This is a genomic window from Sphingomonas parva (ex Maeng et al. 2020), assembly GCF_004564275.1.
Taxonomy (GTDB): domain Bacteria; phylum Pseudomonadota; class Alphaproteobacteria; order Sphingomonadales; family Sphingomonadaceae; genus Allosphingosinicella; species Allosphingosinicella parva.
The window spans coordinates 25,191-41,013 of the sequence record NZ_SPDV01000036.1 but is presented as its reverse complement, the minus strand read 5'-3'; the positions used below and the strand labels follow the sequence as shown (position 1 = coordinate 41,013).

Here is a 15,823-nt window from a genome sequence, read left to right as displayed (position 1 = left end):
TTGCCGCCGATGTTGCGGGTGCCGCCGGAGCCGGCGCCGACGTCGTGCAGCGCCTCCTCCATCGCCGCGATCACGGCCTCGTGCTGGCCCATCGCGAGATAATCGTTCGAGCACCAGACGGTGATCGGCTTCGGACCATTGTGCCCGGCAAAGCAGCGCGCGTTCGGGTAATTGCCCTTGTTGCGCAGAATGTCGATGAACACCCGGTAGCGACCCTCGGCGTGAAGCCGGTCGATCGCCTGCGCGAAAATCCGCTGATAATCCAAAAGTCCGCTCCCCGGGGCCTATGTGCCGCCCATAACGTTTTCGCCTGCAATTGGCTAGCCGAACTTGGCCCGCTCCGGCGCGGCGTCAGAGGGTTTCGACGCGCGTCAGCCCGAAGCGGGCGAGGCCCGTGCGATAGGGTTCGACATCGGTCGTGCGTCCCGTGAAAACGGCGCGGCCTTCGGGCGCGCTCTCCGGCCAGACGTGGTCGCGGGTCAGCCAGGCGGTCCGGCGGGCGATGCCTTCCTTGCCGTCGACGAAGCGCACCGGCTTCGAGGAGGCGCGCCCAAGCTCCTCCTCGACCAGCGGGAAATGGGTGCAGGCGAGGACGATGGTATCGATCCGGTCGCCGCCGGGGCGGGCGTAGAGTGCATCGAGGATCCGCGCGAAGGCCGCCCTGTCCGCCGGCGTCCCGCGCAGCTTCGCCTCGGCGAGGTCGACCAGCTCGGCCGATCCGTGGCGCACGACGGTGCAGTCGGAGGCGAACTGCGCGGCGAGGCGATCGACATAGGGCTGGCGCACGGTCGCTTCGGTGCCGAGCACGCCGATCGCTCGCGTTTGGGAGAGGGCGGCCGCGGGCTTGATCGCGGGGACCGTTCCGACGATCGGCAGGTCGAGCGCCGCCCGGACGCCGTCGAGCGCGATGGTCGAGGCGGTATTGCAGGCGATGACGATCAGCTCCGGATCGAACCGCTCGGCCAGCCGGCCGAGGAGCGCCGGAACCCGCGCCTCGATCTCCGCCGGCGATTTGGTGCCGTAGGGGTAGCCGGCGCTGTCGGCGACATAGACTATGGGCGCGGTGGGCAGCAACTCCCGGATCGGCGCGAGGACGGAAAGTCCGCCGATCCCGGAATCGAAGATCAGCAGCGGCTTGGCGGCATTCATGCCGCCCCCGCTACAATCGCCGCGCGCGGCTCCGCAAGCGCGGCGGCGACCGGCCGCGTAATATGTTGCGCCCCGATCGCCGCTTCCGCTAGAATTTCGCGACCGCGGGGAGTGATCCGGTGAGCTTCGATACCATGTCCGGGCCCTTGCTGGCTCTTCTGCTTGCCTATCTGCTCGGGTCGATCCCGTTCGGGGTGCTGCTGACGCGACTGACCGGCGCGGGCGACCTCCGCCGGATCGGCTCCGGCAACATCGGCGCGACCAACGTGCTGCGCACCGGCCGCAAGGGCCTCGCCGCCGCCACCCTGATCCTCGACATGCTGAAGGGCACGGCGGCGGTGATCCTGGCCGAACGGCTGGTGCCCGGCACGGCCCAGCTCGCCGCGGCCGGCGCGCTCGTCGGCCATCTCTATCCGGTCTGGCTGAAGTTCGCCGGCGGCAAGGGTGTCGCCACCCTGTTCGGCCTGATCCTGGCCTTCTCGATCCTCGGCGACCTGCACTGGGCCGCGCCCGCCGCTTATGCCGCTGCCTGGATCGGCCTGCTGCTGCTCACCCGTTACTCCAGCCTTGCCGGGATCTCGGCCGCCATGCTCTCGCCGCTCGTCGCAGCGATTCTCGGGCGCTTCGATCTGGCCCTGCTGTTCCTCGGGCTCGCGCTGCTGGTGCTTTGGAAGCACCGCGGCAATGTCGATCGCCTGATCGCCGGGACGGAGCCCCGGGTCGGCGCAAGGAGCAATGGCTGAAGCGCCGCCCCCCGAGGACCAGGTCGCCCGCCTGCGCCTCATCCGCTCCGAGAATATCGGCCCCGTCACCTACTTCCATCTTCTCGCCCGCTTCGGCTCCGCGACCGCGGCGATCGAGGCGATCCCCGATCTCGCCGCGCGGGGCGGCGGCAGGCCGCCAAGGCTGGCCAGCCGCGCGACGGCCGAGCGTGAGATCGAGGCAGTGGCGCGGCTCGGCGCGCGCCATCTGTTCGTGGGCCAGGGCGCCTATCCCTCGCCGCTCGCCGAAGTCGAGAGCGCGCCGCCGGTCCTGACCGTGCGCGGCCATGTCTCGCTGCTCGACCGGCAGCTCGTCGCCTTGGTCGGCGCGCGCAACGCCTCGGCCGCGGCGTGCCGCTTTGCCCGGATGCTCGCCTCAAACCTGGGACAGGAAGGAATTGTAGTGGTCTCCGGCCTGGCGCGCGGCATCGACACCGCCGCGCACGACGGCGCCCTCGAAACCGGCACGATCGCGGTCATCGCCGGCGGGATCGACGTCTTTTATCCGCCGGAGAACCAGGCGCGGCAGGAGGCGATCGCCGAGCGCGGCCTGCTGATCGCCGAGCAGCCGCCCGGCACCGAGCCGCGCGCCCGCCACTTCCCCTACCGCAACCGGATCATCGCCGGCCTTTCCCAGGGGACGGTCGTGGTGGAGGCGGCGCTGCGCTCCGGATCGCTGATCACGGCCCGCAACGCCGCCGATTTCGGCCGGGAGGTGATGGCCGTGCCAGGATCGCCGCTCGATCCACGCGCGCAAGGATGCAACCAGCTGATTCGTGACGGTGCCACGCTCGTCCAGAACGCGGAGGACGTGCTGGAGGCGATCAATCCGATGCAGATCCGGCCGCTGCGCCAAGGCGATTCCGGATTCTCCGCCGCGGCGCCGCCGGCCGATGCCGACGACGCGGCCCGGCGCGCGATCGCCAGCCTGCTCAACGGCACGCCGGTTCATGTCGACGAACTGCTCCGCCAGACCGGCCTGCCGCCGACCATCGTACAGACCGTCTTGCTCGAGCTCGAGCTTGCGGGCAGGCTCGAGCGGCACGCCGGGGGGCGGGTGAGCATCGATTGAGGGGGCAAACAGTGGAAAAGATCACGACGGGGCGCGTCCTGGCGCGGGCCTGGGAATTGGTGCGCTGGAACCCGGCGATGGCCTTGGCCGCCTTCGTACTGCTGACGGGCATCAGTGTCCTGCTCGACGAGGTCGCACAGAACGGCGGTCCGCGAATGACCATCGTCGACAGCATGGCGTCGTTGATCGGACAATATGCGGTGACCCGGCAGCTGATCGACGGTCGCTGGGAGCCCGGGAGCCGACCGAGCATCCTGCCCCTCATCGGCCTGCAGCTGCTTTCCACTCTCGCAATCGGACTGGGTCTCGTCCTGCTGCTCATTCCGGGCGCGATACTCATGGTGCGCTGGTTTCCGTCGGTCCCGGTCCTGATGGCGCGCAACGACGGGGTCATCGCCGCCCTGACCGAAAGCTGGGAGATGACGAGGGGAAGCGGCGTTGCCCTCTTCGGCACCATCTGCCTCATCTATGCGCCGATCGTCGCGTGCGGCTTCTGGCTCGCCTGGCTCGGCTTCTCCGGTGAGGCAGAGGGCGGGCTGGTCGAGAGCCTCGTTTCCAACCTTCTGATCACCGGAGGGGTGCTGTTCGGCTGGTACGCCGCGGTTGCCTTCTGCGAAGTGTCCGCGCCGCCGAGCGATGCATTGGAGGAAGTCTTCGCCTGAACGGCGCCGCTTCCGACAGGCTGGGAGCGTGGTGGAGACTGATCCGTTTTGCCTGCTCGCCCGGCGAGCCGCTTGACGGCGCCCGACCGGCCTCCCCACTCTCGCGCGTACGTGTGAAGGATAGAAGTCCCCAATGAAGCTTGTCGTCGTCGAGTCCCCGGCCAAGGCCAAGACCATCGAGAAATATCTGGGCAGCGGCTACCGCGTGCTCGCCTCCTACGGCCATGTCCGCGACCTCCCGCCCAAGGACGGTTCGGTCGATCCCGACGCGGGGTTCGCGATGGACTGGGAGACCTATGCTGACAAGGCGCGCCAGCTGAAGGCAATCACCGACGAGGCGAAGGGCGCCGACGCCCTGATCCTCGCGACCGACCCCGATCGCGAGGGCGAGGCGATCAGCTGGCATGTCCAGGAGGTGCTGAGGAAGCGCCGGGCCCTGCCCAAGGATGTCGAGCGGGTGACGTTCAACGCGATCACCAAATCGGCGGTGACCGAGGCGATGCAGCGCCCGCGTGCGCTCGACGAGGATCTGATCGACGCCTATCGCGCCCGCCGCGCGCTCGACTATCTGGTCGGCTTCACCCTCTCGCCGGTGCTGTGGCGCAAGCTCCCCGGGGCGAAGTCGGCGGGACGCGTCCAGTCGGTCGCGCTGCGACTGATCGTCGACCGCGAGCGCGAGATCGAGCTGTTCCGGCCGCAGGAATATTGGAGCGTGACCGCGCTGATGGAGGCGGACGGCCAGGAGTTCATGGCCCGGCTGGTGCGGTTCCAAGGCAACAAGCTCGACCGCCTCAGCATCGGCGATCGCGGCACGGCCGAGGCCGCCAAGGCAGCGGTCGAGGCGGGGCGGTTCAGCGTCGCCACGGTCGAGACCAAGCCGCTGACCCGGAACCCGCCGCCGCCCTTCACCACTTCCACCCTGCAGCAGGAAGCGGCGCGCAAGCTCGGCTTCTCGGCGAGCCACACGATGCGCGTGGCCCAAGGCCTCTACGAGGACGGGGCGATCACCTACATGCGGACCGACGGCGTGCAGATGGCGCCGGAGGCGATCTCCGCGGCGCGCAAGGCGGTCGCGAACCGCTTCGACAGCGGCTACGTCCCCGACAAGCCGCGCCATTACGAGACCAAGGCGAAGAACGCCCAGGAAGCGCACGAGGCGATCCGCCCGACCGACTTCTCCCGCGACCGCGCCGGATCGGGCGATCACGCCCGGCTCTACGATCTGATCTGGAAACGCGCGCTCGCCAGCCAGATGGCCTCGGCACGCCTCGAACGGACCACGGCCGAGCTGGTTGACGGCAGCGGCCAGACGGCGCTGCGCGCCACCGGCCAGGTCGTGCTCTTCCCCGGCTTCCTCGCCCTTTACGAGGAGGGCCGGGACGACGAGCAGGACGAGGAATCGCGCCGCCTGCCGCGGCTTCGCCAGGGCGACAGCCCGGCGAAGAAGAAGGTTCTCTCCGAGCAGCATTTCACCCAGCCTCCGCCCCGCTATTCGGAAGCGAGCCTGGTCAAGAAGATGGAGGAGCTCGGCATCGGCCGGCCGTCCACCTATGCGGCGATCCTGCAGACCCTGAAGGACCGCGGCTATGTGCTGCTCGAGAAGAATCGCTTCATACCCGAGGAGAGCGGCCGGCTGCTGACCGCTTTTCTCGAGCGCTTCTTCGAGCGCTACGTCTCCTATGATTTCACCGCCCACCTGGAAGACGAGCTCGACGACGTCTCGGGCGGCCGGGCGCAGTGGCAGTCCGTTCTCGAGGCCTTCTGGCGCGACTTCAAGCCGAAGACGGCCGAAATCATGGAGCAGAAGCCGTCGGACATCACGGCGGCGCTCGACGAGTTCCTCGCGCCCTGGCTGTTCCCCGACAAGGAGGACGGCACCGACCCGCGCATCTGCCCGGCCTGCGGCGACGGCCGACTGGCGCTGCGCGGCGGCCGTTTCGGCGCGTTCGTCGCCTGCTCCAATTATCCCGAGTGCAAGTTCACCCGCCGCTTCGGCCAGGGCGGAGACGAAGCGGGGGCCGATACCGGGCCGACCGTGCTCGGCAGCGATCCGGAGAGCGGCGAGGAGGTGAGCCTGCGCACCGGCCGGTTCGGGGCCTATGTCCAGCTCGGCGACGGCAAGGAGGCCAAGCGCAGCTCGATCCCGCGCGACATTCCGCAGGCCGACGTCGATCTCGCCCAGGCGCTGCGGCTGCTCTCGCTGCCGCGGACCATCGGCATGCATCCGGAGAGCGGCAAGCCGATCACCGCCTCGATCGGCCGCTACGGCCCCTATCTCGCCCATGACGGCAAGTATGCGAAGCTCGGCTCGACCGCCGACGTGTTCGAGACCGGCATGAATGCGGCCGTGGTCAAGCTCGCCGAAGCGGCTGCCGGCGGCGGACGGGCGAGGTCCGGCTCCCGGGAGCCGTTGAAGGTGCTCGGCGCCCACCCCCGCACCGAAGCCGAGATCAAGCTGATGGAAGGTCGCTTCGGCCCCTATGTCACCGACGGAACGACCAATGCGACCCTGCCCAAGTCGATCCAGCCCGATGCGCTGACGCTCGAGGAAGCCGCCCAGCTGATCGACGATCGCGCCGCCAAGGGGCCGCCGGCCAAGAAGGGCCGCAAGGCGCCAGCCAAAAAGGCGGCGCCCAAGGCCGAGAAGAAGGCTCCGGCGAAGAAGGCTCCGGCCAAGAAGGCGCCGAAGAAGGGCTGATGGCGCGATCGGGCCTGCTGACCCGGGTGAGCGGGCTCGGCGGCAGCGCCGCGCTCGCCGCCCTGCTGCTCTGGCCGTTCCTCAGGCGCTATGGGGAGGCCCTGTTGTGGCCGTTCGGGCTCGTCGCCGCGCTCGCCGGGCTGTGCGGCGTGATCATCCTGATCGCCACCGCAGCGGACATGGCCCGGCGGCGCCGCGGGGCCGCCATCCGCCCGGTGCGCGGCTTCGACATCGTCTTCGGGGCCGGGCTGGTGCTGCTCAGCCTGCTGCAGCTCAGCGACGTGCGCGGCCAGCTGCCGTTCTGAAGCTCAGCCGGGAAGCGCGCCGCAGCCGGAGCAGGCCGGATCCTTGACGATCCGGATCGTTCGCATCTCCGGCTTCAGCCCGTCGAAAATGTGGAGCTTGCCCGCGGCGTCCTGCCCGAAGCCGGCGATCTGGCGGACCGCCTCCAGCGCGGCGAAGCTGCCGGCGAGGCCGGCCATCGCTCCGAGCACGCCGAGCTCGGAGCAGGTGTCGCAATCCTCGGCGTCGAAGGCGTCGCCGACGAAGCAGCGATAGCAGGGACGAGCCTGCTCCCAGCCGCGGAAGGTGCCGATCTGCGCCTGGAATTGGCCGATCGCCGCCGAGACCAGGGGTATGCGCGCCCGGGTGCAGTGATCGGAGACGGCGAGCCGAGTGGCGAAATTGTCGCTGCCGTCGAGCACCAGGTCGGTCTCGCCGATCAGCGCGCCGGCGTTCCCGGCGTCGAGCCGCGCCGTCACGGCCTCGAAGCGCACGTCGGGGTTGAGCCTGCTCACCGCCTCGCCCGCCACCTCGGCCTTGCCGCGGCCGACGTCGCCTGTACCGAACAGGATCTGCCGCTGGAGATTGTCGAGCGACACGCGGTCGTCGTCGATCACCCGCAGGCGGCCGATTCCGGCGGCGGCGAGATATTGCAGCGCCGGCGAGCCGATCCCTCCGGCCCCGATCAACGTCACGGTCGCGGCGAGCAGGCGCTTCTGCCCTTCGCCGCCGATTTCCTTGAGGACGATGTGGCGGGCGTAGCGATCGAGCTGGGCGTCGGTGAGGGTCACCGCCCCGTCGAGCCGAAGCCGCCGGCGCCGCGGGCGGTCGCGTCGAGATCGTCGACCTCGCGGAAGGCGGCGCGCAGCACGGGGGCGGGGACGAGCTGGGCGATGCGCTCGCCGCGGACCACCTCGAACGGCTCGTTGCCGAGGTTGGCGAGGATCACCTTCACTTCGCCGCGATAGTCGCTGTCGATCGTGCCGGGCGTGTTGAGGCAGGTGATGCCGTGCTTGATCGCAAGCCCGGACCGCGGCCGCACCTGGATCTCATAGCCTTCCGGGATGGCCACCGCAAAGCCGGTGGCGACGGCATGGCGTGCGCCGGGCGCGAGGGTCAGCGTCTCGGCGGCGACCACGTCGAGCCCGGCGGCGCCGGCGCTCGCATAGGCCGGAACGGGAAGTCCCTCGCCGTGCTCAAGCCGCTTCAGTCCGATCTCGATCATGCCCGCTCCGTCGCTTCAGAATTGCGTCGACCGAGTAGCGCCCGGCCCCGGCGGTTGCAAACAGGATGCCGGCCGTCAGCCGCGGCCGGCGAAGTGGTCGGCGATCCGCCGCGCGAGCCGCCGCGCCACCTCGGCCTTGGGCGCCGGGTCCCACGATTCGAGGCCATCCGGGGTGATCAGGTGAACCGCGTTGCGATCGCCGCCCATCACGTCGCCCGAGACGTCGTTGGCGACGATCCAGTCGCAGCCCTTGCGCGCCCGCTTGGCCGTCGCTGCGGCGACGACGTCGCTGGTCTCCGCCGCGAAGCCGACGAGCAGGGCAGGACGCCGCGGATCGCGCGCCAGCCCGGCGAGGATGTCCGGGTTCTCGGACCAGGTGAGGGCAGGGGGACCGTCCGCCTTCTTGAGCTTGCCGGCCGCCGCGGCGACTCTCCAGTCCGCCACCGCGGCGACGAGGACGGCGGCATCGGCGGGGAGGGCCGCGGCGACCGCCGCCTGCATCTGCTCGGCGGTCTCGACATCGATGCGGTCGACTCCGTCCGGGGTGTCCAGCGCGACGGGGCCGGCAACCAGGGTGACGCGGGCGCCGAGATCGGCGAGCTGCCCGGCGATGGCGAAGCCCTGCTTGCCCGACGAGCGGTTGGCAATCACGCGCACCGGATCGATCGGCTCCTGGGTTGGCCCTGCGGTGACGATCACGTGCCGGCCGGCGAGCGGCCCGGGCTCGCGGGTCCGGAAGTGCCGGCGGATCGCCGCGAGGATCCGCGCCGGCTCGGGCAGGCGGCCCGGACCATATTCGCCGCACGCCATCTCGCCCTCGTCCGGCTCGATCACGCTGACGCCGTCGGCGCGCAATCGGGCGACGTTGCGCATCGTCGCGGCATGCTGCCACATCCGCACGTTCATCGCCGGCGCCGCGAGCACCGGCTTGTCGGTGGCGAGGAGGAGGGTGGTGGCGAGATCGTCGGCGATGCCCGCCGCCATCCGCGCGATCAGATCCGCCGTCGCCGGGCAGATCACGACGAGGTCCGCCTCGCGGCTGAGCTGGATGTGCCCCATCTCGACCTCGTCCTTGAGATCCCAGAGGCTGGTGTGGACCGGGTTCTCGGACAGGGCCGCGAGCGTCATCGGAGTCACGAACTGGGCGCCGCCCTCGGTCAGCACGCAGCGGACGCTGCCGCCGGCCTTGCGGATCAGCCGGATCAGCTCGCAGGCCTTGTAGGCCGCGATGCCGCCGCCGACGATGAGGAGGATGCGCTTGCCGTTCACGAAGCCTATCTGGCGTCGGACCTCTGGAAAGTCGAGGCAGCGGCGCCAAATCGTTCCACTGCCGATCTGAACAGCCGGTCCGCCTCTCCCTTCGCCTCGGGAGTCAGATGGCGGGGATACGACGGAAAGGCCTGGCGCGCCAAAGCGAACTCCTGATCGACGAAGGCCTCGATGGGCTTCGGGAGCGCCGCCGCCCCGAGCTCGCGCGTCCGGGCCTTGCGGTGGATGAGCGCCTCGGTGAGCGACCGGACATCGTCGGGCGCATCACACTCGCGCATCAGGGTCGGGAAGTGCATCGGCGGCACCGTCCGCTCGGGATGGGCGCGCAGCCAGCGTAGCGCGGCCGCCGGGCGGAGCGCGTAGAAAAGCTTCTTGAGCTGCACGTCCTTGCCGTCGGCGAAATAGGCCCTTCGCTGCTTCTCCCCGAGATGCAGATAATGGTTCGCCAGGCCGTCGCGGTGCGCAAAACCGTCGGCGAAGCGGCGGAGATCGTCGACCAGATCGCGGTCCCCCTGGTAGACGATCGGCGACATCAGCCATTCGACGATCACGGCATTGCCCTTGAGAAGGAGCTTCAGCGCCTTGCCGAGATCCCAGCCGTTGACGTCGAGCAGCCCTTCGAGCGGCGTCTCGATCACGTCGCGCAGCTGCCACGGCGAGAGATAATCGTCGGCGGCGCGCACGAAGACGAAGCGGCAGTCATAGTCGCTGTCCGGGGAGGGAAAGCCCCAGGCCCGGCTGCCGCTCTCGATCGCGAACCCAATGGAGACGTTGTGCTCCCGCCGAATCGCGGCCAGCCGATCGTCGACGGCGCGCACCGCTTCGGGGGCAAGATCGTCCGGGATCGACCGGAGCCGCGCCCCGAGCGGAGCGGTCACGTCAGCAGCAGGGTGCCGGCGACCGCCAGCGCGGCCGAGAGCAGGGCGGTCAGCACATAGCCGCCATAGCGCCGGGGCTTCACCACCAAGGCGACATCGGCGAGCGGCGGATCGGGCGGGGCGGCGCCAGGCGCGGGATAATAATAGTCGATGCGCCGGATCAGATCGGGGATCATCGCGATGGTGCGCGCGTCGCGCACCAGCCGATCGGCGAGCTGCGCCTCCGGGCCGAGCTCGCCGCGGACCCATTCGCGCAGGAACGGCTCGGCCGTCTCCCACATGTTGATGTCCGGATCGAGCGCGTGCGCGACGCCTTCCTCCATCACCATCGTCTTCTGGAGCAGCAACAGATGGGGCTGCGTCTTCATGTCGAAGTCGCGGGTGATGGTGAACAGAGAGTCGAGCATCTGCCCGATCGAGATGTCCTTTACCGGCAGGCCGCGGATCGGCTCGCCGGCGGCGCGGAGCGCGGTCGCGAACTCGTCGACGCTGTGATAGTTCGGGACGTATTGCGCCTCGAAATGGATCTCGGCGACGCGGCGGTAATTGCCGGTGAGCAGGCCGTAGAGGATCTCGGCGAGCCACACCCGGGCCTGGTGATCGATCCGGCCCATGATCCCGAAGTCGATCGCGGCGATGCGGCCGTCAGGAAGGGCGAAGAGGTTGCCCTGGTGGAGATCGGCATGGAAGAAGCCGTCGACCACCGCCTGACGCAGGAAGGCCCGGACGAGCGTCGAGGCCATCGCCTTCAGATCGTGGCCGGCCTCGACGAGCGCCTCCCGATCGGTGAGCTTGATGCCGTCGATCCATTCCAGCGTCATCACACGCCGGGCGGTGCGGCTCCAATCGATTTCCGGCACGTAGAAGCCGGTCTCGGCGATCAGATTCTGGCGCAGCTCCGATGCGGACGCGGCTTCGCGGCGCAGGTCGAGCTCGCGCGCGGTCCATTGCCGGAAGTGGGCGATGACGGCGCGCGGCCGCAGACGCGCGGCCTCGCTGCCCATGCCTTCGACCTGCGCCGCCGCCCATTCGTAGGTGTCGATGGCGCGGGCGAAATCCTCCTCGATGTTCGGCCGCAGCACCTTCACCGCCACCTGGCGGCCCTCGGTGGTGATCGCGCGGTGCACCTGGGCGATCGAGGCGGCGCCGACCGGCTCCTCGTCGATATGGGCGAAGATCTGGTCGAGCGGCTTCTCGAGACCCTGCTCGATCGCCGCCCTGACCTCGCTGAACGGGGCGGCCGGCAGATTGTCCTGCAGCAGCTGGAGATCGTTGGCCGCCTTGACCCCGACGAGGTCGGGGCGGGTGGCGAGCGCCTGGCCGAACTTGATCGCGGCCGGGCCGAGCTCCTGGAAGGCCTCGCCATAGGTCGGCACCGCCGGAATCCGCGCGCCGAAGCGCGCCAGGCGGGCGAGCCGGCGCACCGGCGGCGGCGTATTCGCATCGCGCTCGATGCCGCGCAGCGCGCCGTGGCGAGCGAGCACGCGGCCCCATTTGAGGAGACGCCAGACGTGGACGACGGGGTGGGTCAAGTCAGACCTTCCAGCCGCTGTGGATGGCGACCAAGCCGCCGAGGATCGGCTCGACCTTCGTCTGCACGAAGCCGGCCTTCTCGATCATCGCCTTGAACGCGTTCATCGGCGGGAAGCGGCGGATCGACTCGACGAGGTAGCGATAGCTGTCCTCGTCCTGGGCGACGATCCTGCCGATCTTCGGCACGATCCGCAGCGAATAGGCGTCGTAGATCTTGTCGAAGCCCGGCCAGGTCGTGGTCGAGAACTCGAGGCAGTAGAAACGTCCGCCCACCTTGAGCACACGGTGCGCCTCGTCGAGCGCGCTCTGGATCCGGGTGACGTTCCGGATGCCGAAGGCGATCGTGTACGCGTCAAAATGGGCATCGCCGAAGCTCAGCTCCTCGGCGTTCTGACGAAGCCAGCTCAGACCCTGAAGGCCGCGCTTGGCAGCACGCTCCTTGCCGACCGCGAGCATGTCCTCATTGATGTCCGCAACCGTCACGCGGGCGCCGCGCTCGGCCATGCGGAAGGCGATGTCGCCGGTGCCGCCGGCCATGTCGAGGATCGAATCGCCGGCGCGCGGGCGCACCCGGCGGACGAACATGTCCTTCCAGTGCCGGTGGAGCCCGCCCGACATGAAGTCGTTCATCACATCGTAGCGCGAGGCGACGCGCGAGAAGACCGAGCCGACCCGCCGGGTCTTTTCCTCGGGAGCGACGTCTTCGAAGCCGAAAGAAACCTTGTCCATCGCGGCCGCCTCTAGCAGGGCTTTGCGCCGATGTGCACTTGCCATCTTCGAAAGGAGCGCCCTTGCCCGAATTGCCCGAGGTCGAAACCACGGTTCGCGGACTTGTTCCCGTGCTCGAAGGGCACCGGCTCGTCCAGGTCGAGGCGCGCCGCGCCGACCTGCGGCGCGCCTTTCCGCCCGACCTCAGACAGCGTCTCACCGGCGCCCGCGTGACCAGCCTTGGCCGGCGCGCGAAATACGGCCTGATCGCAACCGATCGCGGCGACACGTTGATCTTCCATCTCGGCATGTCGGGCAAATGGCGGATCGATCCGGACGCGCTCGGCGCGCACGACCATTTCCTGCTCGAGACCGACGAGGGGCGGCGGCTCGCCCTCAACGACGCCCGCCGCTTCGGCTCGCTCGATCTGGTCCGCAGCGACGAGGTCCCCGCGTACGAGCCGTTCGTGAAGATGGGACCCGAGCCGCTGAGCGACGCCTTCTCCGCGCCGTACCTGCTCGGCGCGCTCGACGGGCGCTCGGCGCCGATCAAGGCGATGCTGCTCGACCAGAGGATCGTCGCGGGACTCGGCAACATCTACGTCTGCGAGGCGCTGCACATGGCGGGCATCGCGCCGACGCGGGCGGCCGGGCGGATCTCGCTGATGCGGCTGGAGCGGCTGGTGGAGGCGGTGAAGATCGTCCTGGCCGCGGCGATCGAGGCGGGCGGATCGACCCTGCGCGACTATGCCCGGCCCGACGGCGAGCTCGGCTATTTCTCCAAGCAATGGCGGGTTTACGGGCGGGAAGGGGAGGCGTGCGCGTGCGGCACCGCGATTCGCCGCCGGGTCGATTCGGGCCGCTCCACCTTTTTCTGTCCGCGCTGCCAGCGCTCCTGAGTTGACCTTTGATACGGTTGCGCGTAGAGGGCGTCACCGAGCGGGTGCGGTTCGATTCCGCGCCCTTTTCATTTAGAGACAAACACCTTTAGCGAGGCCCTTGGAAGATGGCGAACACGCCGCAAGCAAAGAAACGCATCCGTCGCAACGCCCGCCGCACGGTCATCAACCGTACGCGCGTCAGCCGTATCCGGACCTTCGTGAAGCAGGTCGAGGCGGCGATCGAGGCCGGCGACAAGGCGACCGCGCTTGCGACCATCAGCAAGGTGCAGCCGGAGCTCGCCCGCGGCGTGGCCAAGGGTGTCCTGCACAAGAATACGGCGGCGCGGAAATTCTCCCGCCTGACGAAGCGTATCGCGGCCCTCGCCTAAGCCGCTCGAAACGCTTAAGATCGAACCCGCCGGCGGCCTCGCCGGCGGGTTTTTTCGTATCGGTAGCGTTACCAAAAAAATCCAGCAATCTCCGCGATTCGCGATGTTTTGCGGTGCAAAATCCGCAGATTTCCGCCATTCCCGCGCAAATCCGCAGGAATCCTAGGTCAAGCCTGTTTATTTGCCCCGGGTGCGATTTTCGGCCCTTGATCCCCCGTCCATCCACTACCTAAAACGGTGGCTCCGGCGGGGCGAATCTCCTTCCGGACGCACACAGCAGGATCACTTCTCGAATCGGCGCTGCCGGGGGGCATTCCGTGACGGGAGAGTCTTGCGCAAATTTTCGGCCCTGTTTTCGGCCAGTTGAAAGAGGGGGTGCTTTGGTGTCCATCACGCCGATCAAGGGAGACGCGGAAGCGGCTCCGGGTCCGGCCACGGCCGATCCGCTCCAGGCGGCCTGGGAAGCGATTCGCGCCGGCCTGCGCCGCGACTGCGGAGCGCGGACGTTCGACGGCTGGCTGCGCCCCATTGCGCTCGGCGCGTTCGATTCGGAGCATGGCACGCTTCGCCTCGAGCTGCCGTCCCAGTTCATGGCCGATTGGGTCCAGACCCATTTCGCCGAGCGTCTGGCGCTCGCCTGGCGTTCCGCGATTCCCGCCGTCCGCCACATCGTCGTCGGTGTCGGCGCCGCCGCGCCGAAGACCGCCGCAGTGGTCGAGATTCCGGCCCCGCCGACGGCCGAGGAGCCGGCGGTCGAGAAGGACGGGCTCTACGCCGTGGCCCTCGAGCCGCGCTATCGCTTCGAGAGCTTCGTTGTCGGCAAGGCCAACGAGGTCGCGTTCAACGCTGCGCGCACGCTCGCCACGGCCGAGAACGTCGCCTTCAACCCGCTCTTCCTCCATGGCGGCACCGGCCGCGGCAAGACCCACCTGCTGCACGCGATCGGCCACGAGTTCCACCGCCAGCGGCCGCGGGCGAAGATCATCTACATGTCGGCCGAGAAGTTCATGGTCGAGTTCGTCGCCGCGCTGCGCGCCAACGAGACGATCCAGTTCAAGCAGCAGCTGCGTTCCGCGGACCTGCTGATGATCGACGACGTCCAATTCATCGCCGGCAAGGAATCGACCCAGGAAGAGTTCTTCCACACGATGAACGAGATCATTTCGGCCGGGCGCCGGCTGGTGATCTCCTCCGACCGGGCGCCGCAGGACCTGGACGGCATCGAGCCGCGCATCCTCTCGCGCCTGTCCTGGGGCCTCGTCGCCGACATCAACCAGGCGGATCTCGAGCTCCGGCTCAACATCATCCACAAGAAGCTCGAGGCGCTGCCCGACGTACAGGTGCCCGAGGACGTGGTGATGTTCCTCGCGAAGAGGATCAACTCCAACGTCCGCGAGCTCGAGGGCGCGCTCAACCGCATCGCGGCCTATGCGGCGATGACCAACCGGGCGATCGACATCGACTTCGTCGGCGAGGTGCTCGCCTCGACCCTGCGCGCCAACCAGCGCCGGATCTCGATCGACGAGATCCAGACCAAGGTCTCCGAGCATTTCCGCATCCGCAAGGCGGAGATGACCTCGGCGCGGCGCGCCCGCGAGGTCGCCCGTCCGCGCCAGGTAGCCATGTATCTGTCCAAGCAGCTGACCCCGCGCTCGCTGCCCGAGATCGGCCGGCGCTTCGGCGGCCGCGACCACACCACGGTGATCCACGCCGTGCGGCAGATCGAGAAGCTGCGGGCCCAGGATCCTGAGCTCGATTCGGACATCCGCCTGCTCACTCGGCAGCTCGAGGGCTGAAGCGCGCGAGGGGCATTTTCGTGAATCCCCTCGTCCTGCTCTCGATCCTCGCCGCGCTGATCAGCGGCATGTGCGTAGCGCTCCAGGCGCCGACCAACGCGACGCTGGCCCGTGCCGCGGGCTCGCCGATCAACGCGGCGCTGATCAGCTTCGCGGTGGGAACCCTGGCGCTGCTCGCCGCGGCGCTCGTCCTCGGCGTCCGGCCGAACGGGGCAGGGCTGCGCGGCCTTCCATTCTATGCCTGGACCGGCGGCCTCTACGGCGCCTTCTTCGTCGCTGCGGCGGTGTTCGCGGCGCCGCGGATCGGCCTGGCCTTCTACATCGCGCTGCTGATCGGCGGGCAGCTCGCCACCGCGCTGCTGCTCGACCATTTCGGCGCCCTCGGGCTCGAGCGCCAGCCGGTGAGCCTGACCCGCGTGCTTGGCGTCTTCGTCATCCTCGGCGGCGTGCTGCTGATCCGCCGCTGATCCGCACGCGCAAAAAGAAGGGCCGGTTTTCCGGCCCTTCTCCTTGCTTCGAA

Annotated in this window: 16 protein-coding genes and 1 pseudogene; 9 read left to right on the top strand and 8 right to left on the bottom strand. The window is 69.1% G+C overall.

Annotated elements, in window-relative coordinates:
• Both E2493_RS16550 and murI read right to left on the bottom strand, forming a co-directional pair.
• A pseudogene (locus tag E2493_RS16550) lies at positions 1–266 on the bottom strand (5-aminolevulinate synthase); the annotation flags it as partial.
• Between the two features lie 85 nt (positions 267–351).
• The gene (murI, locus tag E2493_RS16545) at positions 352–1,149 is read right to left on the bottom strand and encodes a glutamate racemase (protein WP_135088965.1); all 798 of its coding nucleotides are present in this window, start codon (positions 1,147–1,149) and stop codon (positions 352–354) included.
• A 134-nt stretch (positions 1,150–1,283) separates the two neighbouring features.
• On the opposite strand from murI, the gene plsY reads away from it, so the two are divergent.
• The 5 genes from plsY (at position 1,284) to E2493_RS16520 (ending at position 6,647) form a co-directional block, all read left to right on the top strand.
• Positions 1,284–1,892, top strand: a complete 609-nt coding sequence (plsY, locus tag E2493_RS16540; RefSeq protein WP_135088971.1) for a glycerol-3-phosphate 1-O-acyltransferase PlsY — start codon at positions 1,284–1,286, stop codon at positions 1,890–1,892.
• Positions 1,885–2,982 carry a DNA-processing protein DprA gene (gene dprA, locus E2493_RS16535; RefSeq protein ID WP_135088963.1) on the top strand — a complete coding sequence of 366 codons (1,098 nt, stop codon included), beginning with the start codon at positions 1,885–1,887 and terminating at the stop codon, positions 2,980–2,982. The genes plsY and dprA overlap by 8 nt, the downstream gene beginning before the upstream one ends.
• Positions 2,983–2,993: 11 nt before the next feature.
• On the top strand, positions 2,994–3,644 hold the full coding sequence (locus tag E2493_RS16530) for a glycerophosphoryl diester phosphodiesterase membrane domain-containing protein (protein WP_135088958.1): 651 nt from the start codon (positions 2,994–2,996) through the stop codon (positions 3,642–3,644).
• A 133-nt stretch (positions 3,645–3,777) separates the two neighbouring features.
• Positions 3,778–6,342: a type I DNA topoisomerase gene (gene topA / locus E2493_RS16525; RefSeq protein WP_135088956.1), complete on the top strand. Its 2,565-nt coding sequence runs from the start codon at positions 3,778–3,780 to the stop codon at positions 6,340–6,342.
• Complete coding sequence (locus E2493_RS16520; protein WP_135088954.1) at positions 6,342–6,647, top strand: hypothetical protein; 306 nt, start codon at positions 6,342–6,344, stop codon at positions 6,645–6,647. The genes topA and E2493_RS16520 overlap by 1 nt, the downstream gene beginning before the upstream one ends.
• A 3-nt stretch (positions 6,648–6,650) precedes the next feature.
• Here E2493_RS16520 and E2493_RS16515 read toward each other — a convergent pair whose 3' ends face one another.
• The 6 genes from E2493_RS16515 to E2493_RS16490 form a co-directional block, all read right to left on the bottom strand.
• Positions 6,651–7,415: a HesA/MoeB/ThiF family protein gene (locus E2493_RS16515; protein WP_135088951.1), complete on the bottom strand. Its 765-nt coding sequence runs from the start codon at positions 7,413–7,415 to the stop codon at positions 6,651–6,653.
• Positions 7,412–7,849 carry a dUTP diphosphatase gene (dut, locus tag E2493_RS16510; RefSeq protein ID WP_135088948.1) on the bottom strand — a complete coding sequence of 146 codons (438 nt, stop codon included), beginning with the start codon at positions 7,847–7,849 and terminating at the stop codon, positions 7,412–7,414. Before dut ends, E2493_RS16515 begins: the two co-directional genes overlap by 4 nt.
• 75 nt (positions 7,850–7,924) lie before the next feature.
• The gene (gene coaBC / locus E2493_RS16505) at positions 7,925–9,118 is read right to left on the bottom strand and encodes a bifunctional phosphopantothenoylcysteine decarboxylase/phosphopantothenate--cysteine ligase CoaBC (protein ID WP_135088946.1); all 1,194 of its coding nucleotides are present in this window, start codon (positions 9,116–9,118) and stop codon (positions 7,925–7,927) included.
• Positions 9,119–9,123: 5 nt separating this feature from the next.
• Positions 9,124–9,996, bottom strand: coding sequence for a nucleotidyltransferase domain-containing protein (locus E2493_RS16500; RefSeq protein ID WP_135088943.1), 873 nt, complete (start codon positions 9,994–9,996; stop codon positions 9,124–9,126).
• Positions 9,993–11,528 (bottom strand): 2-polyprenylphenol 6-hydroxylase, encoded by a 1,536-nt coding sequence (gene ubiB / locus E2493_RS16495; protein ID WP_135088940.1) that lies wholly within the window; start codon positions 11,526–11,528, stop codon positions 9,993–9,995. Before ubiB ends, E2493_RS16500 begins: the two co-directional genes overlap by 4 nt.
• Before the next feature lies 1 nt (position 11,529).
• Entirely contained in the window at positions 11,530–12,258 is a 729-nt protein-coding gene (locus E2493_RS16490; RefSeq protein ID WP_135088937.1) for a class I SAM-dependent methyltransferase, read from the bottom strand.
• A 62-nt stretch (positions 12,259–12,320) separates the two neighbouring features.
• On the opposite strand from E2493_RS16490, the gene mutM reads away from it, so the two are divergent.
• From mutM to E2493_RS16470, 4 genes are all read left to right on the top strand, one after another.
• Positions 12,321–13,136, top strand: coding sequence for a bifunctional DNA-formamidopyrimidine glycosylase/DNA-(apurinic or apyrimidinic site) lyase (gene mutM, locus E2493_RS16485; RefSeq protein WP_135088932.1), 816 nt, complete (start codon positions 12,321–12,323; stop codon positions 13,134–13,136).
• 107 nt (positions 13,137–13,243) lie between these two features.
• Complete coding sequence (gene rpsT, locus E2493_RS16480; protein ID WP_135088929.1) at positions 13,244–13,507, top strand: 30S ribosomal protein S20; 264 nt, start codon at positions 13,244–13,246, stop codon at positions 13,505–13,507.
• Between the two features lie 389 nt (positions 13,508–13,896).
• On the top strand, positions 13,897–15,303 hold the full coding sequence (gene dnaA / locus E2493_RS16475) for a chromosomal replication initiator protein DnaA (protein WP_263854099.1): 1,407 nt from the start codon (positions 13,897–13,899) through the stop codon (positions 15,301–15,303).
• Between the two features lie 20 nt (positions 15,304–15,323).
• Positions 15,324–15,770 (top strand): DMT family transporter, encoded by a 447-nt coding sequence (locus E2493_RS16470; protein WP_135088924.1) that lies wholly within the window; start codon positions 15,324–15,326, stop codon positions 15,768–15,770.
• The last annotated feature ends 53 nt before the right edge of the window (positions 15,771–15,823 follow it).

Excerpts from the sequence above, each read along its gene's own strand:
- murI (WP_135088965.1), bottom strand. The coding sequence starts at position 1,149 with ATGAATGCCGCCAAGCCGCTGCTGATCTTCGATTCCGGGATCGGCGGA.
- plsY (WP_135088971.1), top strand. The coding sequence starts at position 1,284 with ATGTCCGGGCCCTTGCTGGCTCTTCTGCTTGCCTATCTGCTCGGGTCG.
- dprA (WP_135088963.1), top strand. The coding sequence starts at position 1,885 with ATGGCTGAAGCGCCGCCCCCCGAGGACCAGGTCGCCCGCCTGCGCCTC.
- topA (WP_135088956.1), top strand. The coding sequence starts at position 3,778 with ATGAAGCTTGTCGTCGTCGAGTCCCCGGCCAAGGCCAAGACCATCGAG.
- E2493_RS16520 (WP_135088954.1), top strand. The coding sequence starts at position 6,342 with ATGGCGCGATCGGGCCTGCTGACCCGGGTGAGCGGGCTCGGCGGCAGC.
- dut (WP_135088948.1), bottom strand. The coding sequence starts at position 7,849 with ATGATCGAGATCGGACTGAAGCGGCTTGAGCACGGCGAGGGACTTCCC.
- E2493_RS16490 (WP_135088937.1), bottom strand. The coding sequence starts at position 12,258 with ATGGACAAGGTTTCTTTCGGCTTCGAAGACGTCGCTCCCGAGGAAAAG.
- rpsT (WP_135088929.1), top strand. The coding sequence starts at position 13,244 with ATGGCGAACACGCCGCAAGCAAAGAAACGCATCCGTCGCAACGCCCGC.